We start from the raw sequence: 19,471 nt of genomic DNA on the forward strand, positions 1-19,471 counted from the left end.
CCAAGGCTCTGGTGGTGATGGGCGTCTCCAGCTCAGGCAAGAGCACGATCGCGAAGACGCTTGCTGAACGCCTCGGCTGGCGTTTCGCCGATGGCGACGATTTTCACCCGAAGGCAAATATCGAGAAGCAGCGCGCGGGCCAGCCACTCACCGACGACGATCGCTGGCCCTGGCTGCAGGCCATTGCCGACGAGATCGACCGCGTCACCGCCGATGGCCAAAAGCTTGTCGTCGCCTGTTCTGCGCTCAAGCGCGCCTATCGCGATCTGCTATTGCACGGCCGCGACGACATTCGCATCGTCTATCTCGACGGCTCCAGGGAGCTAATCGCCAAGCGCATGGCGGCGCGGAAGAATCATTTCATGCCGCCGACGCTGCTCGACAGTCAGTTCAAGACGCTCGAAATCCCTGGCCCAGACGAACGCCCGATCACAGTATCCATCGACGACGATGTCGACGGCATCGTCTCCGCCATCATCAAACAACTGCCGGCCTGAAGGATCAGACCATGACCAAGATTGCTCTCGTGGTGTCCGACGTCGACGGTACGCTCGTCACCCACGACAAACGCCTCACCGACACGGCCAAGGCGGCCGTGAAGAAACTGGAAGACGCCGGCATCGGCTTCACCATCACGTCGAGCCGCCCGCCCGTCGGCATGCGCTTCCTGGTCAAGCCACTGGGGATCACGCTGCCGATCGGCCCGTTCAACGGCAGCTCCATGGTGGACGGCGACCTGAAGCCGATCATGCAGCACCTGATCCCGGAATCCGCCACCAAGCGCGCCATCGAAGTACTGGAAGACCACGGCGTCGATATCTGGATTTTCACCAATGATGAATGGGTGGTCAAGCGCGACGACGGCAAATATGTGCCGCATGAGCGCGACACCATCCAGCATGAGGCCGTGATGGTGGATGACTTCACGCCCTATCTTGCCAAGGCCTGCAAGATCGTCGGCGCCAGCGCGGACTTTCCGTTGCTGGAGCGCTGTGAGGGCGCGATGCAGAAGGCGCTGGGCGATACAGCTGTCGCCGTGCGCTCGCAGAACTACTATCTCGACATCACGCCGCCCAACCAGAACAAAGGCACCTTTGTGCAGGCGATGGCGCAGCGCCTCGGCATCTCCCTTGAGGCCATCGCCACCATCGGCGACATGCGCAACGACCTGCCGATGTTCAAGGTGTCAGGCATGTCGGTGGCGATGGGCAATGCGAGCGACGACGTGAAATCGCAGGCAACGGATGTGACATCGTCGAATGAAGAGGAAGGCTTTGCGGGAGCGGTGGAGATGATTTTGAAAAGGAATGCGGGGCGCTGAGGCGCTCTGGCACCCGTGGCTTCCCTCCCCCAAGCGGCGTAGCCGCGCGGGAGGGAAAAGGAAGAACTACTTCGCCCGCTCCACCTTCTTCTCCTGCGGACGCTTGGCGCTCGCCAGATTATGCGCCACGGCGATCAACGCAATATGGGTCAGCGCCTGCGGGAAGTTGCCGGTCTGGCGTTTGACGCCGCTGTCATATTCCTCCGCCAGCAGACCGACATCATTGGCGATCGCAACGACGCGATTAAACAGTTCTTCCGCCTTGGCGATCTCACCCATCTTGATATAGGCCTCGGCCAGCCACAGGCTGCAGGCGAGGAACGCACCCTCGGCGGGCTGCACCTCGCCGGTGACCTCGCGCGGATCGTGGCGCAGCACGAAGCCGTCACGTATCAGATATTTCTCGACCGCAGCGATCGTGCCTTTCACGCGAGGATCGTCGGCCGGAAGAAAACCCAGGGCCGGCAGCAGCAGGATGGCGCCGTCGAGCACGTCCGAACCGTAGGATTCCACGAAGGTGTTTTCGCGGGGATCAAACCCCTTCTCGCAGACGTCGCGGTGAATCTCCTTGCGCAGCTCCTTCCACTGGTCGACAGGGCCTTTGAGATTGAAGGTCTCGGCGCTCTTGATGGCGCGGTCGAACGCAACCCAGCAGCCGACTTTCGACAGCACATAGTGCTTGCCGGGACCGCGGCGCTCCCAGATGCCGTGATCGGGCTTATTCCAGACCGAAGCGAGATGTTCGAGGATCTCGCATTCCACCGCCCAGGTGCCATCCTCGAGATCGAGTTTAGCAACGCGGGTCTGGTGGAAGGCATCAATCAACTCGCCATAGACGTCGAGCTGCAATTGCGCATGGGCGGCATTGCCGACGCGCACCGGCAGCGCGCCGCCATAGCCGGGCAGCCAGTCGGCCTCCCATTCGAGCAAGCGGCGCTGGCCCATGATGCCATACATGATCTGCATCTCGGCCGGTGCGCCGGCGACAGCGCGCAGCAGCCAGCGATACCAGGCGCGCGCCTCATCCGTGTAGCCGCTGTTCATCAGCACCAGCAGCGTGAAGGTCGCATCGCGCAGCCAGCAGAAGCGATAGTCCCAGTTTCTGGAGCCGCCGAGCTTTTCGGGCAGCGACGTGGTCGGCGCCGCGACGATGCCGCCTGAAGGTGCATAGATCAGCGCCTTCAGCGTAATCAGCGAGCGCATCACGAGATCGCGGTGCTCGCCTTTATAGGTGCAGCGGCTGCTCCATTCCTTCCAGAATTCCTCGGTGTCCTTCAGCGCCTCGTCGACATTGATCGGCGCTGGCACTTTGAGATGCGAAGGCCCATAGGTCAGCACGAACGGGACGCTGTCGCCCTGTTTGACTTCGAATTTCGCGACGGTCGTGAGGTTCTCGCCATGGGTCTCGACGGGCGTGTGCAGCACGGTCATGTCGGGCCCGCAAATCGCCAGCACTCCGCCGTCCTTGTCGCGCTTCACCCAGGGGATGGCCGCGCCGAATCCGAAGCGGATGATCAGCTCCATCCGGACCGTCACCGTGCCGCGATCGCCGCGGACAATGCGCACCACATCAGAGGCAGCGCCGCGCGGCGGCATGAAGTCGATCAGCGTGATGGCGCCGTCGTCCGTCTCCAGCGTGGTTTCCAGAATGAGGGAGTCGCCGCGATAGCGCCGTTTGCATGCCGTGATCGGAGCATCGGGCGTGATTTGCCAGCGGCCATGATCCTTGGTGCCGAGCAGCGCGGTAAAGCATGCGTCAGAATCGAAGGCCGGCCAGCACAGCCAGTCGATCGATCCGTTGCGGTTGACGAGAGCGGCGGTCTCACAATCGCCGATCAGCGCGTAATCTTCGATATTGCTGTACAAAGTCTTTCCGCCACCTGACAAAATTTACGTCAATGCGGACAAACTCCTGTCCGCGGTTGCAATGTGCAGCGCGTCACGATCGATCGACGTGGCCATCGTCTCCACCGTGGCCGACAGCCGCTGCCGCCAGTTCGGATGCTCATTGATGGTGCCGGGAATATTCGGCTGATCGATCACACCCAACAGGTCTTCCAACGCGACGGCCAGCAAACGGGTCCGCGTGCGCGCGAGAAAGTGAGCGACGGCGTAGAAGTCTTCGGTATTGATGCCCTGGGCTCGCAGCGCCTCGCTGAGCATCTGCAGCGCGTAACGGCGGGCATCGTCGCTCTCGCCGGGATCGATGCCCAGCGAGCGCTTCAGCTGCAGATCGTGCAGGCTGCGCCAGCCGGCATAGGTCGGCAGATCATGGGTATTGAAGGTCACCAGCGCATTCGGTGCGTAATAGTCGATACCGCGGAAGGCATAGCGTTCATCACGCTCGAACATCATCACCAGATACGACCAGATGCCCCAGGACGCGAGATGATCGCGGAAGCCGTCCGGCACGGTACCGAGGTCCTCACCGATCACCACACAGCGATTGGCGACGCTCTCCTGCGCCGTCACGGCCAACAGTGCTTCCAGCGGCATCTTCACATAGGCGCCGTTGTCAGCGTCATAGCCATGCGGCACGACATAGAGGCGATTGAGGCCGAGCACATGATCGAGGCGAACCGCGCCCGCATAGCGCATCGAGGCACGCAGCATGTCCTTGAACGGCGCGAAGCCCTGCACTTCCAGCCCCGCCGCATTGAAGCCGGCGAGACCCCAGTTCTGTCCGGCGGGCTGCAGCGCATCGGGCGGCGCGCCGACGGACAGATGACGCGAAATCGCGATCTGCTCATTCCAGGCATCGAAGCCGCCGGACTGTACGCCGACGGCGACGTCGAGATAGAGGCCGACGGGCATGCCGAGCTTCGTCGTCAGATCGAAACACGCCTTGAGCTGCAGGTCGGCATTCCACTGCACATATTCGATATAAGCGACTTCCTTGCCGTCCGGTCCGGCGCGGAAGGCGTCACAGGTCGCGTCATCGGGCAGCAGCCATTCCGACGGCCAGTCCCACCACGCGGTCTGCTGCTGATGCCGCAGCACCTCGAAACAGGCAAAGCGCGTCAGCAGCGGCGCACGTTCGGCGCGGAATGCGGCGAAGGCCTTCTGACGCTCGGATGTCGGATCGGCATAGAAAGCCTCGAAGGCCGCGCGCATCGCCTTCGCCTTGGCGGCCGCGATATCCGCATAGTCGACGAATTGGCTCGCGCGCATAGTAGCCAGCATATCGCCGCTGTCGTTGGCCGCGTATTCGGGCAGCGCCTCGACGTCGATATAAAGCGGATTGAGAAACAGCCGGCTGTTCGGCGAATACGGGCTGCATTCGGCCGGCCGGTCGTCGAACAGCGCATGCAGCGGATTGAGCCCGACACCGCCGGCGCCGATCGAGGCCGCCAGTCTGATCAGGTCCTGCAGATCGGTGAAGTCGCCGATGCCCCAGTTGCGCTCGGAGCGCACGCCATAGAGCTGTACGGCGAGAATCCAGGACCGATCGAAGGTGCCGGGAAATGCCTTGGACGGCGCGACGATGAACGGCGCCTCGTCGGGGAATTTCTTGGCGTCGACCAGCCTGAGCCGGTGCACGCCGACCGGCAGGTCGCGCGGCCAGGTGATCTCGCGCCCCTCCGTCGTTCCCTCGGCGATAACCTTAACCCCGTCGAGAATTTTCCAGCTCAGGGGAAACGTGGCAGCCTCATTGAGGACCGTGCGGGCACCCTCGCCGGCCCGCACCACGACCGGACTCGCCACGAAGCGATGCGGCGTGCGCACCGGCATGGCGTCCAGAATGAGCTTAAGGGCGGCTTCGCCCGTGGTGTGCCACTGGCCCTGACCGTCGTGAAAACCGGTCTGGATTCCGAGTTCGGCAGCTTTGGTGAAAAGGTCCATTCGGCACGCTGTTTGCAGAGCAACAATCGAAAGTTGCTGGGAAATTTCTGAATTTGCGGAAGAGGATAGCCGATTTCAACGCGTCGATCTAAGCTGAGTTCCATGGGGAACCAAACCCCTGTCACGGGGCTTTGTATATGATCGCACCGTCTCTTTTTGAAAAATCGAACAGGGACGACACCTCATGATGGCATCACCGTGAACAGAACATCGCAAATCGTGGACACCGCCGGTATCGGCGGGGCTTTCCATATCGAAAACATCTATCCGATCATCGACGCTGGCCGCTTCCCGGTCAAACGCATCGTGGGCGAACCTGTCGCTGTCTATGCCGACCTGTACCGCGATGGTCACGAGATCATCGCCGCTGCCATTGTCTGGCGCCGTGAGCAGGACCGCGAGTGGAATCGCGTCCCGATGACGCTGGAAGTGAACGACCGCTGGGGCGGCTCATTCATCCCCGATGGCATCGGACGCTATGTGTATGCGATCGAGGCCTGGACCGACGAATTCGCCACCTGGCGCCACGGCTTCGAACTGAAGCTGAAGGCGGGACAGGATGTCACGCTGGATGCGCTGGAAGGCGCCGGTCTGATGACCAAGGCGCAGAATGGCGGGCCCGAGGCTTCGGCGCTCATCGTCAAGCAATGCGAGAATTTTCTGCAGACCGGCGACAATGAGCCGCTGCTGTCACCTGAGCTGCGCACCGCCATGGGCGAGGCCCAGTTACGCCCGGACCTGACGCGCTCGCCTTTGTTGCCGCTGATGATCGACCGTGAACGTGCCCGCAACGGCGCGTGGTACGAGATGGTGCCGCGCAGTCAGAGCACAGTGCCAGGCCAGCACGGCACGTTCCGCGATTGCATCGCCCGCCTGCCCGACGTGCAGGCGATGGGCTTCGATGTGCTGTATTTCACGCCGATCCACCCGATCGGCAAGACCAACCGCAAGGGCAAGAACAATTCACTGACCTCCGAGCCCGGCGATGTCGGCAGCCCCTATGCCATTGGCGGAGCCGAGGGCGGCCATGACGCATTGCATCCGCAGCTCGGCACCATGGAAGATTTCCATGCGCTGATCGCTGCGTGCAAAGACCATGGTCTGGAAGTCGCTATCGACGTCGCCGTGCAATGCTCGCCGGATCATCCATGGGTCAAGGACCATCCAGACTGGTTCAAGCGCCGGCCGGACGGTTCGATGAAATATGCCGAGAACCCGCCGAAAAAATACGAAGACATCCACAATCCGGACTTCGACTGCGAGGACGCGGGATCGCTGTGGAACGCGCTGCGCGACATGCTGCTGTTCTGGTGCGACCAGGGCGTCAAGATCTTCCGCATCGACAATCCGCACACCAAGCCGCTGCGGTTCTGGGAATGGGCGATCCATGAGGTGCAGATCAGGCATCCGGACGCGCTGTTTCTGGCGGAAGCGTTCACACGTCCGAAGCTGATGAAGGGCCTCGCCAAGCTCGGCTTCTCGCAGAGCTATACCTATTTCACCTGGCGCACTGCGAAGTGGGAGATCGAGCAGTATCTCAACGAACTGTGCGGCTATCCCGAGCGTGAGTTCTATCGCCCCAACTTCTTCGTCAACACGCCGGACATCCTGCCCTATCATCTGCAATCCGGTGAAGCCTGGATGTTCAAGGCGCGCGTGGCGCTGGCGGCCGCGCTGTCGTCGACCTATGGCATCTATAACGGTTTCGAACTGCTCGAACACGAAGCCATTCCGGGCAAGGAGGAATATCTGAACTCGGAGAAATATGAGATCAGGACCCGCGACTGGAATGCGCCGGGCAATATCAAGCCTTATATCACCGCGCTGAACCACGCACGCCGCGCCAACACGGCGCTGCAGCAGACGTCAAACCTGCGTTTCATGCCGGTCGACAACGACAACATCATCGGCTTCGTCAAGGAGTCGGTGGATGGCACCAATACGGTCGCTGGCGCCATCGCCCTGTCGCGCGATCCTTATGAATTTTGGCTGCCGATCGACACGCAAGTCACAGTCGATGGCGAGAAGCGCAATGTCGCCGCCGTCGAGAACATCATTACCGGCGAGCGCCATGGCGTCGAATGGGGCGGCATCCGCCTGCGTCTCGATCCCCAGCGCGATCCCGCCATCTTCTTCCGTTGCCTCGCCTGAAAGCGTTGACATGAACGTAATGACCGATATCGACGTTAAAGCGAAACAGCGCGCCGAGGAGATCGACAAGCTCTGGTACAAGGACGCCATCATCTATCAGCTGCATGTGAAGACCTTCGCTGACAGCAACCATGACGGCATCGGCGACTTTATCGGCCTGACCGAGAAGCTGGATTATTTGCAGGATCTCGGCGTCACCACCATCTGGCTGATGCCGTTCTATCCGTCGCCAGGCCGCGACGACGGCTACGACATCGCCGACTATGGTTCGATCCATCCCGACTTCGGCACGATGAAGGACTTCAAGCGCTTCATCCACGAAGCCAAGCGCCGTGGCCTGCGCGTGATTACCGAACTCGTCATCAATCACACGTCGGACCAGCATGACTGGTTCAAACGCGCCCGCCGCAGCCCGGCCGGCTCCAGTGCGCGCAACTGGTATGTCTGGAGCGACACCGACCAGAAATATCAGAGCACCCGGATCATCTTCACCGATACCGAAAAGTCGAACTGGACCTGGGACCCGGAGGCCAAGGCCTATTACTGGCACCGCTTCTTCTCACATCAGCCGGATTTGAATTTCGACAATCCGCGCGTTGTCTCTGCCGTGGTGCAGGTGATGAAACGCTGGCTGGATGCCGGCGTCGATGGCTTCCGTCTGGACGCGATCCCCTATCTTGTCGAGCGCGACGGTACCAATAACGAGAACCTGCCCGAGACCCACAAAGTCATCAAGCATTTGCGGGCCGAACTCGATGCCTATGCGCCGGGCAAGCTGCTGCTCGCCGAGGCCAATCAATGGCCGGAGGACGTGCAGGAATATTTCGGCAACAGCGACGAATGCCACATGGCCTATCACTTCCCGCTGATGCCGCGCATCTATATGGCGCTGGCGCAGGAAGACCGCTTCCCGATCACCGACATCATGCGGCAGACGCCGGATATTCCGGGCGACTGCCAGTGGGCAATGTTCCTGCGCAATCACGACGAGCTGACGCTGGAAATGGTCACCGACGTCGAGCGCGACTATCTGTGGTCGACCTATGCGAACGATCCGCGCGCGCGCATCAATGTCGGCATTCGCCGTCGCCTGGCGCCTTTGATGGACAACGATCGGCGCAAGATCGAGCTGCTGGACTCGTTGTTGCTGTCGTTCCCCGGCACGCCGATCATCTATTACGGCGATGAGATCGGCATGGGCGACAATATCTATCTCGGCGACCGCAACGGCGTGCGCACACCGATGCAATGGGCGCCGGACCGTAATGGCGGCTTCTCGCGCGCCGATCCCGCGCGGCTCTATGCACCGCCGATCATGGATCCGATCTACGGCTACGAGTCCGTGAACGTGGAAGCGCAGTCGCGCAGCCTGTCGTCGCTGCTGTCGGCGACCAAACGGCTCATTGCTGTCAGGAAATCGACGCTCGCTTTCGGTCGCGGCACCATGACCTTCATCCGCCCCGACAACCGCTCCGTTCTCGCTTATGTGCGCCAACTCGGCGACGAAGCGATTCTTTGCGTCGCCAACCTGTCGCGCGCCGCGCAGGCCACCGAACTCGATCTGTCGCCGTGGAAGGAACGCGTGCCGCTGGAAATGCTCGGCCGCACCAAATTCCCGCCGATCGGCGATCTGCCTTACATGATTACGCTGGCGCCTTACGGCTTCTACTGGTTCCAGCTGCAGCTCCGCGATGTCTCCGAACATTCGCAGCCGCCGGTGGTGCCAGAATTCGAAACGCTGGTGGTGCCGCTTGGCTCGACCTGGATGACTCTCGCCCGTACGCGCGGTGTGTTCGAGCGCGACGTGCTGCCTTCCTTCCTGGCGCGCAGCCGCTGGTATCCGGAGCGACAGCCAAAGGCGATCCAGCCCATGCTTACCGGCGCGATCCCGTTCTGCGAGATCGGCGACAACCGTCCATGGCTGGTGTTCTTCGAAACCACGCAGCGCAATGTGGCGACGCGCTATCTGCTGCCCATGCAGATCGAGTGGACCCGCTTCGACCGCGAACGCTACAATCCGAAAGCCTTTGCCGCTGTCCGTCAGGGCGCGCGCGAAGGTACCCTACTCGACGTTGCCACCGACCACATCTTCATTGCGCTGCTGCTGCACAATTTGCGCATTTCACTGACCGTCGAAGAAGAGGGCAACCGTCTGGAATTCCGGCCAACGACCAAGCTTGCCGAAAAGCCGGCTGCGCCGCTGGAGAACATCCGTGCGGTCGAAACCGAACAGTCCAACAGCACTGCATTGGTCGACAACGACTATGTCGTGAAGATCTATCGCAAGCTGCAGGCCGGCATCAATCCGGAGATCGAGGTCAGCCGTTTCCTGACGGATATCGCCGGTTTCACCAATACGCCGGCTCTGCTTGGCAGCGTCGAACTGGTCGAGGGTGATCAGCGCACCGCCGTCGCCATCGTGCATGCCTTCGTGCAGAATCAGGGCGATGCCTGGACCGTGACATCGGCCTATCTCGACCGTTTCGCCGATGAGCAGCGTCTGCTGGCGGTGGATGACCACGCCCCGCACAGTGAAGAACAGGTGCCGTATCTGCTCTATATGTCGCAGACCGGCCGCCGCGTCGCCGAGATGCAGATGGCGCTGGCCAGCCGCGACGACATCCCGGATTTCAAGCCGGAGCCGACGTCGCCTGACGATATCAGGCTCTGGATCAATGAAATCGTCACGCGTGCGGAGCCGGTATTTAGCGCGCTCGCCCAACGTCGCAATTCTGCAAAGGATTCGGATCGCGCGCTGATCGATCAGGTGCTGGAACTGCGCCACGGCTTGCGGGGGTGGCTGACCGAGCTGCTGCCGGAGAATATCGACGGACTGAAGATCCGCCATCACGGTGATTTCCATCTCGGCCAGATGCTGATCGTCAAGGATGATATCTTCATCATCGACTTCGAGGGTGAACCGCGCAGATCGATCGATGAGCGCCGCCGCAAGGCGCCCGCTGCACGTGATATCGCCGGGCTCATTCGCTCAATCGATTATTCGGCAACGGCAGCACTGGAACGCGCGCTCAAGGTAACTTCGGACGACACCGGCAAGCTGGCTGCCGCACTGGACGCCTGGCGGGAACGTGCCACCACGGCTTTCGTTGACGCCTATCGCGAGACCATGACCGATGCGCGGCTGTGGCCGGCAGACGCGGGAGCCACCAAGGAAATGCTGAACTTCTTCCTTCTGGAAAAGGCGCTTTATGAAATCGAATACGAACTCGCGCATCGGCCAGATTGGCTGCGCGTGCCGCTGACTGGCATCCTGCGCATTCTGAACCAGTATTCTGAGGAAGCCGTATGACCAATTTGCCCGCCGAGGCTTACGCAATCGTCGAAGGCCGCCACTCCGATCCATTTCACTATCTCGGCCCCCACAAGGAAGCCGACAAAACAGTCGTGCGCGCTTTCCTGCCGGAAGCCGTGAAGGTCGATGCCATTGATGATCACGGTGCGACGACCGCATTGGAACGCGTCCATGACGCCGGCCTGTTTGTCGGCGCACTGGCCAATGGCTCGACCAAATATCAACTGCGGGCGCGCTATGGCGACAGGTCCGTCGATCTCGACGACCCTTATCGCTTTCCGCCGATCCTGACCGAATTCGATCTCTATCTGCTCGGCGAAGGTACCCATCAGCGGCTCTATGACAAGCTCGGCGCCCATCCGATGGTGCTTGAAGGCGTCAGCGGCGTCGGATTTGTGGTGCTCGCGCCCAATGCGAAGCGTGTCAGCATTGTTGGTGATTTCAATTTCTGGGATGCGCGGCGTCATCCCATGCGCGTGCGCGGTGCGGGCTACTGGGAGCTGTTCATCCCGGGCGCGATGCCCGGCGATCACTACAAGTTCGACATCATCGGCCCGCATGGACAGTTGACGCAAAAATCCGACCCGATGGCCTTCGCCGCCGAACTGCGGCCCTCCACAGCGTCCATCGTGCTCGACGAAGCCAGGATCCCGCATCCGCGCCCTGCCCCGGATCACATCAATGCGCTGAATAAGCCGATGTCGATCTACGAGGTGCATCTGGGCTCCTGGCGTCGCAAGGGCGACAATGAGTGGCTGACCTATCGCGACCTGGCCGAGACGCTGCCGCGCTATGCCCGCGATCTTGGTTTTACCCACGTGGAATTCCTACCCATCAACGAGCATCCGTTTGACGGCTCCTGGGGCTATCAGCCGACCGGCATGTATGCGCCGACCAGCCGCTTCGGCACGCCCGCAGAATTCGCACTGCTGATCGACGCCTGTCATGCCGAGGGGCTCGGCGTGCTGCTCGACTGGGTGCCCGGGCACTTCCCGGATGATCCGCATGGCCTCGGCAATTTCGACGGCACGGCCCTTTATGAACATGCCAACCCGCTGCAGGGCCGGCACATGGACTGGGGCACGCTGATCTACAATTACGGCCGCACCGAAGTCGTAAATTTCCTCGTATCCAACGCGCTATTCTGGCTTGAGCGTTACAATGTGGATGGGCTGCGCGTCGATGCCGTGGCCTCGATGCTGTATCTCGATTACAGCCGTGAAGCCGGCGCCTGGATTCCGAACAAATATGGCGGTCGCGAGAATATCGAGGCCGTCAGCTTCCTGCGCCGCTTCAACACCGAAGTCTTCGCGAAATTCCCGAATGCGACCACTGCCGCTGAGGAATCCACTGCTTGGCCGCAGGTCTCACGCCCCGTCGAATTCGGCGGGCTCGGATTCGGCTACAAGTGGAACATGGGCTGGATGCATGACACGCTGAACTACATCAGCAAGGATCCGATCTATCGCAAGTACCAGCACAACGACATTCTGTTCGGGCTGCAATACGCCTTCTCGGAAAATTTCGTGCTGCCGCTATCGCATGACGAAGTCGTGCACGGAAAGCGATCCATTTTGGGCCGGATGCCCGGCGACGACTGGCAGCGTTTTGCGAATCTGCGCGCGTATTATTCCTTCATGTTCGGCCATCCCGGCAAGAAGCTGATGTTCATGGGCTGCGAATTCGCCCAGGAGCGCGAATGGAATCACGACACGTCGCTGGACTGGCACCTGCTGGAGCAGGACAAGCATGCCGGCATCCATTCGCTGATCCGCGATCTCAACGAGCTGTATCGCAACCAGCCGGCACTGCATGAACTCGATTGCGATCCCGCCGGCTTCGAATGGATGATCACTGATGATGCCGGCAACAACGTCTTCGCTTGGCTGCGCAAGGGCGGCAATCCGCGCGCGCAATGCCTCGTGGTCGTGAACTTCTCGCCCAACGTCTATCACGATTACCGCGTCCGCGTGCCGTTCACCGGCGCCTGGCGCGAGGTGTTGAATTCCGACGCCGCGCCTTATGGCGGCAGCAATGTCGGCAATTCGGGCGAAGTCATTGCCAAGGGACTTGTCCCCGAACTCAGTCTGACCCTTCCACCGCTGGCCGCACTCTTTCTCGTACCGGAATTCTAGAGCATGAGACTATCCGCCGGCATGCCCTCCCGCCTCGGCGCAAGCTGGGACGGACGGGGGACCAACTTTGCCTTGTTCTCTGCGAACGCCACCAAGGTCGAACTGTGTCTGTTCGACAGCCAGGGGCGGCGCGAACTCGAGCGCATCGAACTGCCGGAATATAACGAGCACGTCTTTCACGGCTATCTCAACGATGTCTCGCCGGGCCAGCTTTATGGTTATCGCGTGCATGGGCCCTATGAACCGGAGCATGGACATCGCTTCAATGCGCACAAGCTGCTGCTCGACCCCTATGCCAAGAAACTGGCCGGGCGTCTCGTCTGGAGCGATGCACATTTCGGCTATCGCACCGGCTCGTCGCGCGAGGACCTCTCTTTCGACCGCCGCGACAATGCGCGCGGCATGCCGAAGGCTGTGGTGGTCGACGAAACGTTCAACTGGGGCCGCAAGGAAGCGCGTCCCAGTGTACCCTGGGAAGACACCATCATCTATGAGGCCCATGTCAAAGGCCTGACGCAGACCCGCAAGGACGTGCCGCCAGGGCTGCGCGGGACCTATCGCGGCCTGTCGTCGCCGTCGATGATCGAGCATCTCAAACGGCTTGGCGTTACCACCATCGAGCTGCTGCCGGTGCACAGCTTTGTCGATGACCGCCGGCTGGTGGAAATGAAGCTGGTGAATTACTGGGGTTACAATACCCTCTCCTTCTTCGCCCCGGAAGCGCGCTACGGCACCGACAATCCGCTCGATGCGTTCCGCACGACGGTCGCGCGGCTGCATGACGCGGGCATCGAGGTGATGCTCGACGTGGTCTATAACCACACCGCCGAAGGCAATCATCTCGGCCCGACGCTGAGTTATCGCGGCATCGACAACGCCTCCTATTACTGGCTGATGCCGGACAATCCACGATTCTATGATGACTTCACGGGCTGCGGCAGCTCGATGAACCTTACGCATCCGCGTGTGTTGCAGATGGTGATGGATTCATTGCGCTACTGGGTTGAGGTGTGTCACGTGGATGGCTTTCGTTTCGACCTTGCAACCACGCTGGCGCGCGGGCCGAATGGCTTCGATCGCAATAGCGGTTTCCTCACCGCCATCCGGCAGGACCCTGTCCTCGCGAACGTCAAGATGGTCGCCGAGCCCTGGGACCTCGGCATGGGCGGCTATCAGGTCGGCGCGTTTCCATCGCAGTGGTCGGAATGGAACGACAAATATCGCAGCGCCATGCGCCGCTACTGGAGCGGCGAAGGCTCGCTGATCGGCGAAGTCTCCAGCCGCATGACCGGCTCGTCAGACGTGTTCAACCATGACGGCCGCAAGCAGCGCGCCGGCATCAACCATGTCACCGTGCATGACGGTTTCCCGCTGGCCGACCTGTTTGCCTATAACGAGAAGCACAACGAGGCCAATGGCGAGGACAATCGCGATGGCTCCTCGGATAACCTCAGCAACAATTTCGGCGTCGAGGGCCCGACCGACGATCCCGAGCTGCTGGCGCTGCGCCGACAGCTGCGCAAGAACCAGCTCGCCTGTCTGTTCCTCGCGCAGGGCGTGCCGCTGCTGCTGGCCGGCGACGAGGTCGGCAATACCCAGGGCGGTAACAACAATGCCTATTGCCAGGACAACGAGATCGGCTGGGTCGGCTGGGACAATCTCGGCGACAAGGACGACGATCTCACCGACTTCATCGGCCATATGGCGCAGCTGCGACAGCGCTTTCCGCAGATCACCACGCAACGCTGGCTCGACGGCCGCCGTGCCGACGGCAGCTATGGGGTACTGTGGCTGACGCCCTCGGCCGACGAGATGACCGAGACGGACTGGGCGTTTCCAGACGGGCGCTTCCTGTCCTACGTGCTTAGCGCTTCCGGCGACAACACCAATCCGATCTTCATCGTGCTGAATGCGGCGCCCGAGGGCATTCCTTTCAAGCTGCCGAAGATGCTGGAATACAAGAACTGGCGGCAGGTGCTGAACACCGCCGACGAAAAGCTCTCCATCGCGATCCTGCCCCCCGGTAGCGACATCGATGCGCCGCCGCGTTCGGTACTGGCCTTTGCGGGGACGCCAGCATGAGCGCTCATTCGTTCGGACCACAGCTGACCGAGAAAGGCGCGGTCTTCCGCCTCTGGGCGCCGGCTGCGCAACGCGTCGACGTGGTACTTGGGAATCAATCCCATCCCTTGAAACTCGGCGAAGACGGCTGGTTTACTGCGGAGGTCGCAAGTGTCGAGGCTGGCGACACCTATCGCTTCAGGATCGACGGCAAGACCGACGTGCCCGACCCCGGCTCACGCTTTCAGCCGAACGATATCGCCGGCCCTTCCGAAGTCATCGATCACAGGACCTATGCGTGGCGAGCAGCCGACTGGCGCGGGCGGCCGTGGGAAGAGACCGTGCTGATTGAAACCCATGTCGGTACCTTTACGCCGCAGGGCACCTATCGCGCGATGATCGACAAGCTCGATCATCTCATCGCCACCGGGATCACCGCACTCGAGCTGATGCCGTTGGCCGATTTCGCCGGCAAGCGCAACTGGGGTTATGACGGTGTGCTGTGGTATGCGCCGGACGCGATGTTCGGCCGCCCGGACGATCTGAAGGCGCTGATCGACGAGGCGCATCTGCGTGGGCTGACAGTGTTTCTGGACGTCGTCTATAACCACTTCGGCCCGGAAGGGAATTACATCGGGCAATATGCGCCGTCCTTCTTCGGCGAGGCGCATACGCCGTGGGGCTCGGCGATCAACTATCGCCTGCCGGACGTGCGGGCCTACGCGATCGAGAATGCCGTGGCGTGGCTGCGTGACTATCGCTTCGATGGGCTCAGGCTCGATGCCGTGCATGCGATTCCCGAACAGGGCGAGATCCCGATGCTGCACGAGCTGAGCCGCGAGGTCGGCAAGCTGGCCGCCGACACCGGCCGGCTGATCCATCTGGTGCTCGAGAACGACGACAACCGCGCCACTCTGCTCGATCCCGCCACCAACCCGCCGCGCGGCAAATATCGTGCGCAGTGGAACGACGACTATCACCATGCCTGGCACGTGCTGCTCACCGGCGAGGACAAGGGCTATTACAGCGACTACGCACCGAAGCCGCTCGATCATATCGTACGGGCGCTGGGCTCGGGCTTCGCCTATCAGGGCCAGTCGTCGGCGCATCGCGACGGCGCACCGCGCGGCGAACCATCAGGCGAACTCGCACCGGCGGCCTTCGTGAATTTCCTGCAGAACCACGACCAGATCGGTAATCGTGCGCTTGGCGATCGGCTGGAAACCTTGGCCAAGCCCGAGGCCATCGAAGCTGCGCTGGCCGTTACATTGCTGGCGCCGATGGTGCCGATGCTGTTTCAGGGCGAGGAATGGGGCTCGAAAGTGCCGTTTCCGTTCTTCTGCGATTTCGAGGGCGATCTCGCCAATGCCGTGCGCAATGGCCGCAAGAAGGAATTCGCCAGCGCCTATGAGAAATACGGCGACGAGATCCCCGACCCGCTGGACGAGAGCTCGTTCCGCTCGGCCTTCGTCGATTGGGACAATCGCGAAACGACCGCGGGCAAGACGCGGCTGACGCTGGTTCGCGAGCTGCTCGCATTGCGCAAGCAGCATATCGTGCCGCACCTCGCTGGCGCACGGTTCGGCCAGGCTGAGGCGAGCGAGGACGGTTGGCTCACGGCCTTCTGGACAATGGGTGACGGCAGCAGGCTGCATCTCACGGCCAATCTTTCCGACAAGGCCGTCAACGCAGCATCGCCGAGCACAGGCACAACAATTTGGGGTAACACTACCACCGGCGTGGGGACGCCGTGGTCCGTCGTATGGCGGATCGGAGATAGATAATGGCTCCTGCGATTCCCGTCGCGACCTACCGTATTCAACTCACCAAGGATTTCGATTTCGATGCCACCGCGGGCATCGTGCCCTATCTGAAGGAACTCGGCATCACGCATCTCTACGCGTCGCCATTCATGAAATCGCGCGCCGGCTCGACCCATGGCTATGACATTGTCGATCACACCAAGCTCAATCCAGAACTGGGCGGCGACGAAGGTTTCGAGCGCCTGAGTGCCGCGCTGAAGGCCAGTGATATCGGCCTGATCCTCGACTTTGTGCCCAATCATGTGGGCGTGCATTTCGCAGACAATCCGTGGTGGCTCGACCTGCTGGAATGGGGACAGGCCTCGCCGCACGCCGTCTCCTTCGACATCGACTGGGACACGCTGCCCTATCGCGCACGCGGCGGTCTGCTGCTACCGATCATCGGTAGCTCTTATGGCCAGGCACTGGACAACGGCGAGATCGAGCTGAAATACGACGCCGAGGACGGCAGCTTCTCGGCCTGGTATTTCGAACATAGGCTGCCGATCGCGCCGGAGCGTTACAGCGAGATGCTGCGCACCATCGTCAAGGAAGCCGATGCCGGCAACACGCCAGCCGGCCGCGCAATCCTGACACTGGCGGCCAGGCACAAAGGCCTCCGCCATCCCAACCGGCGGGAAGCGCCGGCTTTCAAGCAGCAGCTGGCGTCGATCGACGGCGCTGCCGAGGTTATCACGCGCGGCCTCGACGCCTATCGCGCCGGGCTGGATCGGCCCGCCCAGATTCAGGCCATGCACATGCTGCTGGAGCGCCAGCACTACAAGCTCGGTCAGTGGCGCCTGGCATCGAGCGAGATCAATTACCGCCGCTTCTTCGACGTCAATACGCTGGCTGGTCTACGTATCGAGGACGCCGATACGTTCGAGGCGATCCATTCGCTGGTCAAACGGCTGATTACCGAAGACAAGCTGCAGGGGTTGCGGCTGGACCATATCGACGGCCTTCACGATCCCTCGCAATATTTCCAACGGCTGCGCCGGCTGATCCGCGAGGCGCATGGCAACAGCACCAAACCGTTCTATGTCGTGGTCGAGAAGATTCTCGGCGAGCACGAGAAGCTGGTGCCCTTCGCCGGCGTGCATGGCACCACCGGCTATGAATGGCTCAATGTGATCACGCAGGTGCTGGTCGAAGAAAAAGGCCTGGAACCACTGGGCGAAACCTGGCGACAGGTGAGCAACGTCTCGCCGAAATTCGAACCGCAACTGGTGGAAGCCAAGCGCCGCGTGCTCGATACGCTGCTGCTCAGCGAATTCACCGTGCTGACGCGTCTGCTGGCACGGATCGCCAACGGGCATTATTCGACACGCGATTTCTCCGCCGACACGCTGCGTCAGGCTTTCGAACTCTACGTGCTTCATTTCCCGGTCTATCGCACCTATCTCTCCACCGCCGGCCCATCGGCCCTCGACCGGCAACTGATCGCCACGACCATCGAGAAAGCTCGCGCCGACTGGTTCGGCGCCGATGAAGGCTTGTTCGACTTCTTGCGCGACGCTCTGACGCTGGACCTGCTGAAGCCTGGCCGCCCCGCACATAGCAAGCCGCGGGTGCGACGCTTTGCATTGAAGGTGCAGCAGTTCACCGGGCCGACGATGGCGAAGTCGCTCGAAGACACCGCCTTCTATCGCTATCATCGCCTGCTGGCGTTCAACGAAGTTGGCGGCGAGCCGGCAGCGGAAGCGATACCTGTCGCCACGTTCCACGAGATAATGATCACACGCGCGCTCGAGCGGCCGCATGGCATGACTTCGACCGCCACCCACGATACCAAGCGCGGCGAGGATGCCCGCGCGCGTTTGCTGGCGCTGGCCGAAATGCCCGGTGAATGGGCCAGTGCTGTCAGCCGCTGGAAGCTGCTGAACGCGCCGCATCTGGTTGTTGACGGCGAGATGCGCGCGCCCTCCGCAGCGTTCGAGTATATGTTGTATCAGGCGCTTATCGGCGCCTGGCCGCTCGGCGGGCAGGACAATTCCTTCCTCGAGCGGATGCAGGCCTATGCGCTGAAGGCGGCGCGCGAGGGCAAGCAGGAAACGAGCTGGCTCAACCCGAACGACACCTATGAGAAGGGTCTGCGCACGTTTCTGGAGCGCATTCTCGACCCGGCCCAGTCGCCGGAATTTCTTGCAGCGCTTGAGACCTTTGCCAAACGCACATCGCTGATCGGCGCGTTGAATTCACTCAGCCAGATCACGCTGAAAGCGACCATTCCCGGCATGCCGGACTTCTATCAGGGCACCGAATTCTGGGATTTCTCGCTGGTCGATCCCGATAACCGCCGCCCGGTGGATTTCGCCGAACGCGCGAAAGTGCTGAAGGCACTGCAGCAACCGGATTGGGCGGCACTGGCGCAGCACTGGGATGATGGCCACATCAAGCTCGCCTGGACGCGCGAGCTTTTGAAACGCCGCACCGAGATGGCAGCCGTCTTCACCGATGGCGATTACGAACCACTTGAAGTGACCGGACCTCATGCCGCGCACATCATCGCCTTTGCGCGGCGGCATCAGCGCGACGCGGCAATCGTCGTGATCCCACGCGCTTTTTCCGAAGCGACACAAGGCGGGCGGCATTGGCCCGAGGCGACGGCCTTCGACGCGACAGTGATCGCGCCCGGCTACCTCGTTGAAGGTTCTGCGCAGAAGAACGGCGCGATCCAGCTTTCCGTTACCAAGCTCTTCAGGCAGATTCCGATGGCGATCGTGAAGGCACATGCCGCGCCGAAACGCATTCGTTCGACGCGTTTGCGATAGCACACACGACAAGGCCGCCCGGGATCAACGGCCGGACGGCCTGGCGGATGTCGTGCCGACTCGAGAAAGGT

General features: G+C 61.6%; 10 protein-coding genes. 8 read left to right on the forward strand and 2 right to left on the reverse strand.

All coding sequences use genetic code 11. The features are described from left to right. Positions 1-17: 17 nt before the first annotated feature. Positions 18-497, forward strand: a complete 480-nt coding sequence (locus HP556_RS12985) for a gluconokinase (RefSeq protein ID WP_175367305.1) — start codon at positions 18-20, stop codon at positions 495-497. 11 nt (positions 498-508) lie between these two features. Then, positions 509-1,321, forward strand: coding sequence for an HAD family hydrolase (locus tag HP556_RS12990; RefSeq protein WP_175367269.1), 813 nt, complete (start codon positions 509-511; stop codon positions 1,319-1,321). A 66-nt stretch (positions 1,322-1,387) separates the two neighbouring features. Here the strand turns inward: HP556_RS12990 and HP556_RS12995 are convergent, their stop codons facing one another. Both HP556_RS12995 and malQ read right to left on the reverse strand, forming a co-directional pair. Continuing rightward, positions 1,388-3,187: a glycoside hydrolase family 15 protein gene (locus HP556_RS12995; RefSeq protein WP_175367270.1), complete on the reverse strand. Its 1,800-nt coding sequence runs from the start codon at positions 3,185-3,187 to the stop codon at positions 1,388-1,390. Positions 3,188-3,211: 24 nt separating this feature from the next. Next, the gene (gene malQ / locus HP556_RS13000) at positions 3,212-5,164 is read right to left on the reverse strand and encodes a 4-alpha-glucanotransferase (RefSeq protein ID WP_175367271.1); all 1,953 of its coding nucleotides are present in this window, start codon (positions 5,162-5,164) and stop codon (positions 3,212-3,214) included. 198 nt (positions 5,165-5,362) lie between these two features. On the opposite strand from malQ, the gene HP556_RS13005 reads away from it, so the two are divergent. The 6 genes from HP556_RS13005 to treY are packed head-to-tail and all read left to right on the forward strand — an operon-like array spanning position 5,363 to position 19,400. Continuing rightward, on the forward strand, positions 5,363-7,315 hold the full coding sequence (locus HP556_RS13005; RefSeq protein ID WP_175367272.1) for a maltotransferase domain-containing protein: 1,953 nt from the start codon (positions 5,363-5,365) through the stop codon (positions 7,313-7,315). 10 nt (positions 7,316-7,325) lie between these two features. Continuing rightward, positions 7,326-10,625, forward strand: a complete 3,300-nt coding sequence (gene treS, locus HP556_RS13010) for a maltose alpha-D-glucosyltransferase (protein WP_175367273.1) — start codon at positions 7,326-7,328, stop codon at positions 10,623-10,625. Further along, positions 10,622-12,763, forward strand: a complete 2,142-nt coding sequence (glgB, locus tag HP556_RS13015) for a 1,4-alpha-glucan branching protein GlgB (protein WP_175367274.1) — start codon at positions 10,622-10,624, stop codon at positions 12,761-12,763. Before treS ends, glgB begins: the two co-directional genes overlap by 4 nt. A gap of 3 nt (positions 12,764-12,766) precedes the next feature. Then, positions 12,767-14,845 carry a glycogen debranching protein GlgX gene (glgX, locus tag HP556_RS13020; protein WP_093760720.1) on the forward strand — a complete coding sequence of 693 codons (2,079 nt, stop codon included), beginning with the start codon at positions 12,767-12,769 and terminating at the stop codon, positions 14,843-14,845. Further along, complete coding sequence (treZ, locus tag HP556_RS13025) at positions 14,842-16,608, forward strand: malto-oligosyltrehalose trehalohydrolase (RefSeq protein ID WP_175367275.1); 1,767 nt, start codon at positions 14,842-14,844, stop codon at positions 16,606-16,608. The genes glgX and treZ overlap by 4 nt, the downstream gene beginning before the upstream one ends. Beyond that, a complete protein-coding gene (treY, locus tag HP556_RS13030; RefSeq protein ID WP_175367276.1) occupies positions 16,608-19,400 on the forward strand; it encodes a malto-oligosyltrehalose synthase in 2,793 nt (930 codons plus the stop codon). The genes treZ and treY overlap by 1 nt, the downstream gene beginning before the upstream one ends. The last annotated feature ends 71 nt before the right edge of the window (positions 19,401-19,471 follow it).

The organism is Tardiphaga robiniae, from assembly GCF_013359755.1.
GTDB lineage: Bacteria > Pseudomonadota > Alphaproteobacteria > Rhizobiales > Xanthobacteraceae > Tardiphaga > Tardiphaga robiniae.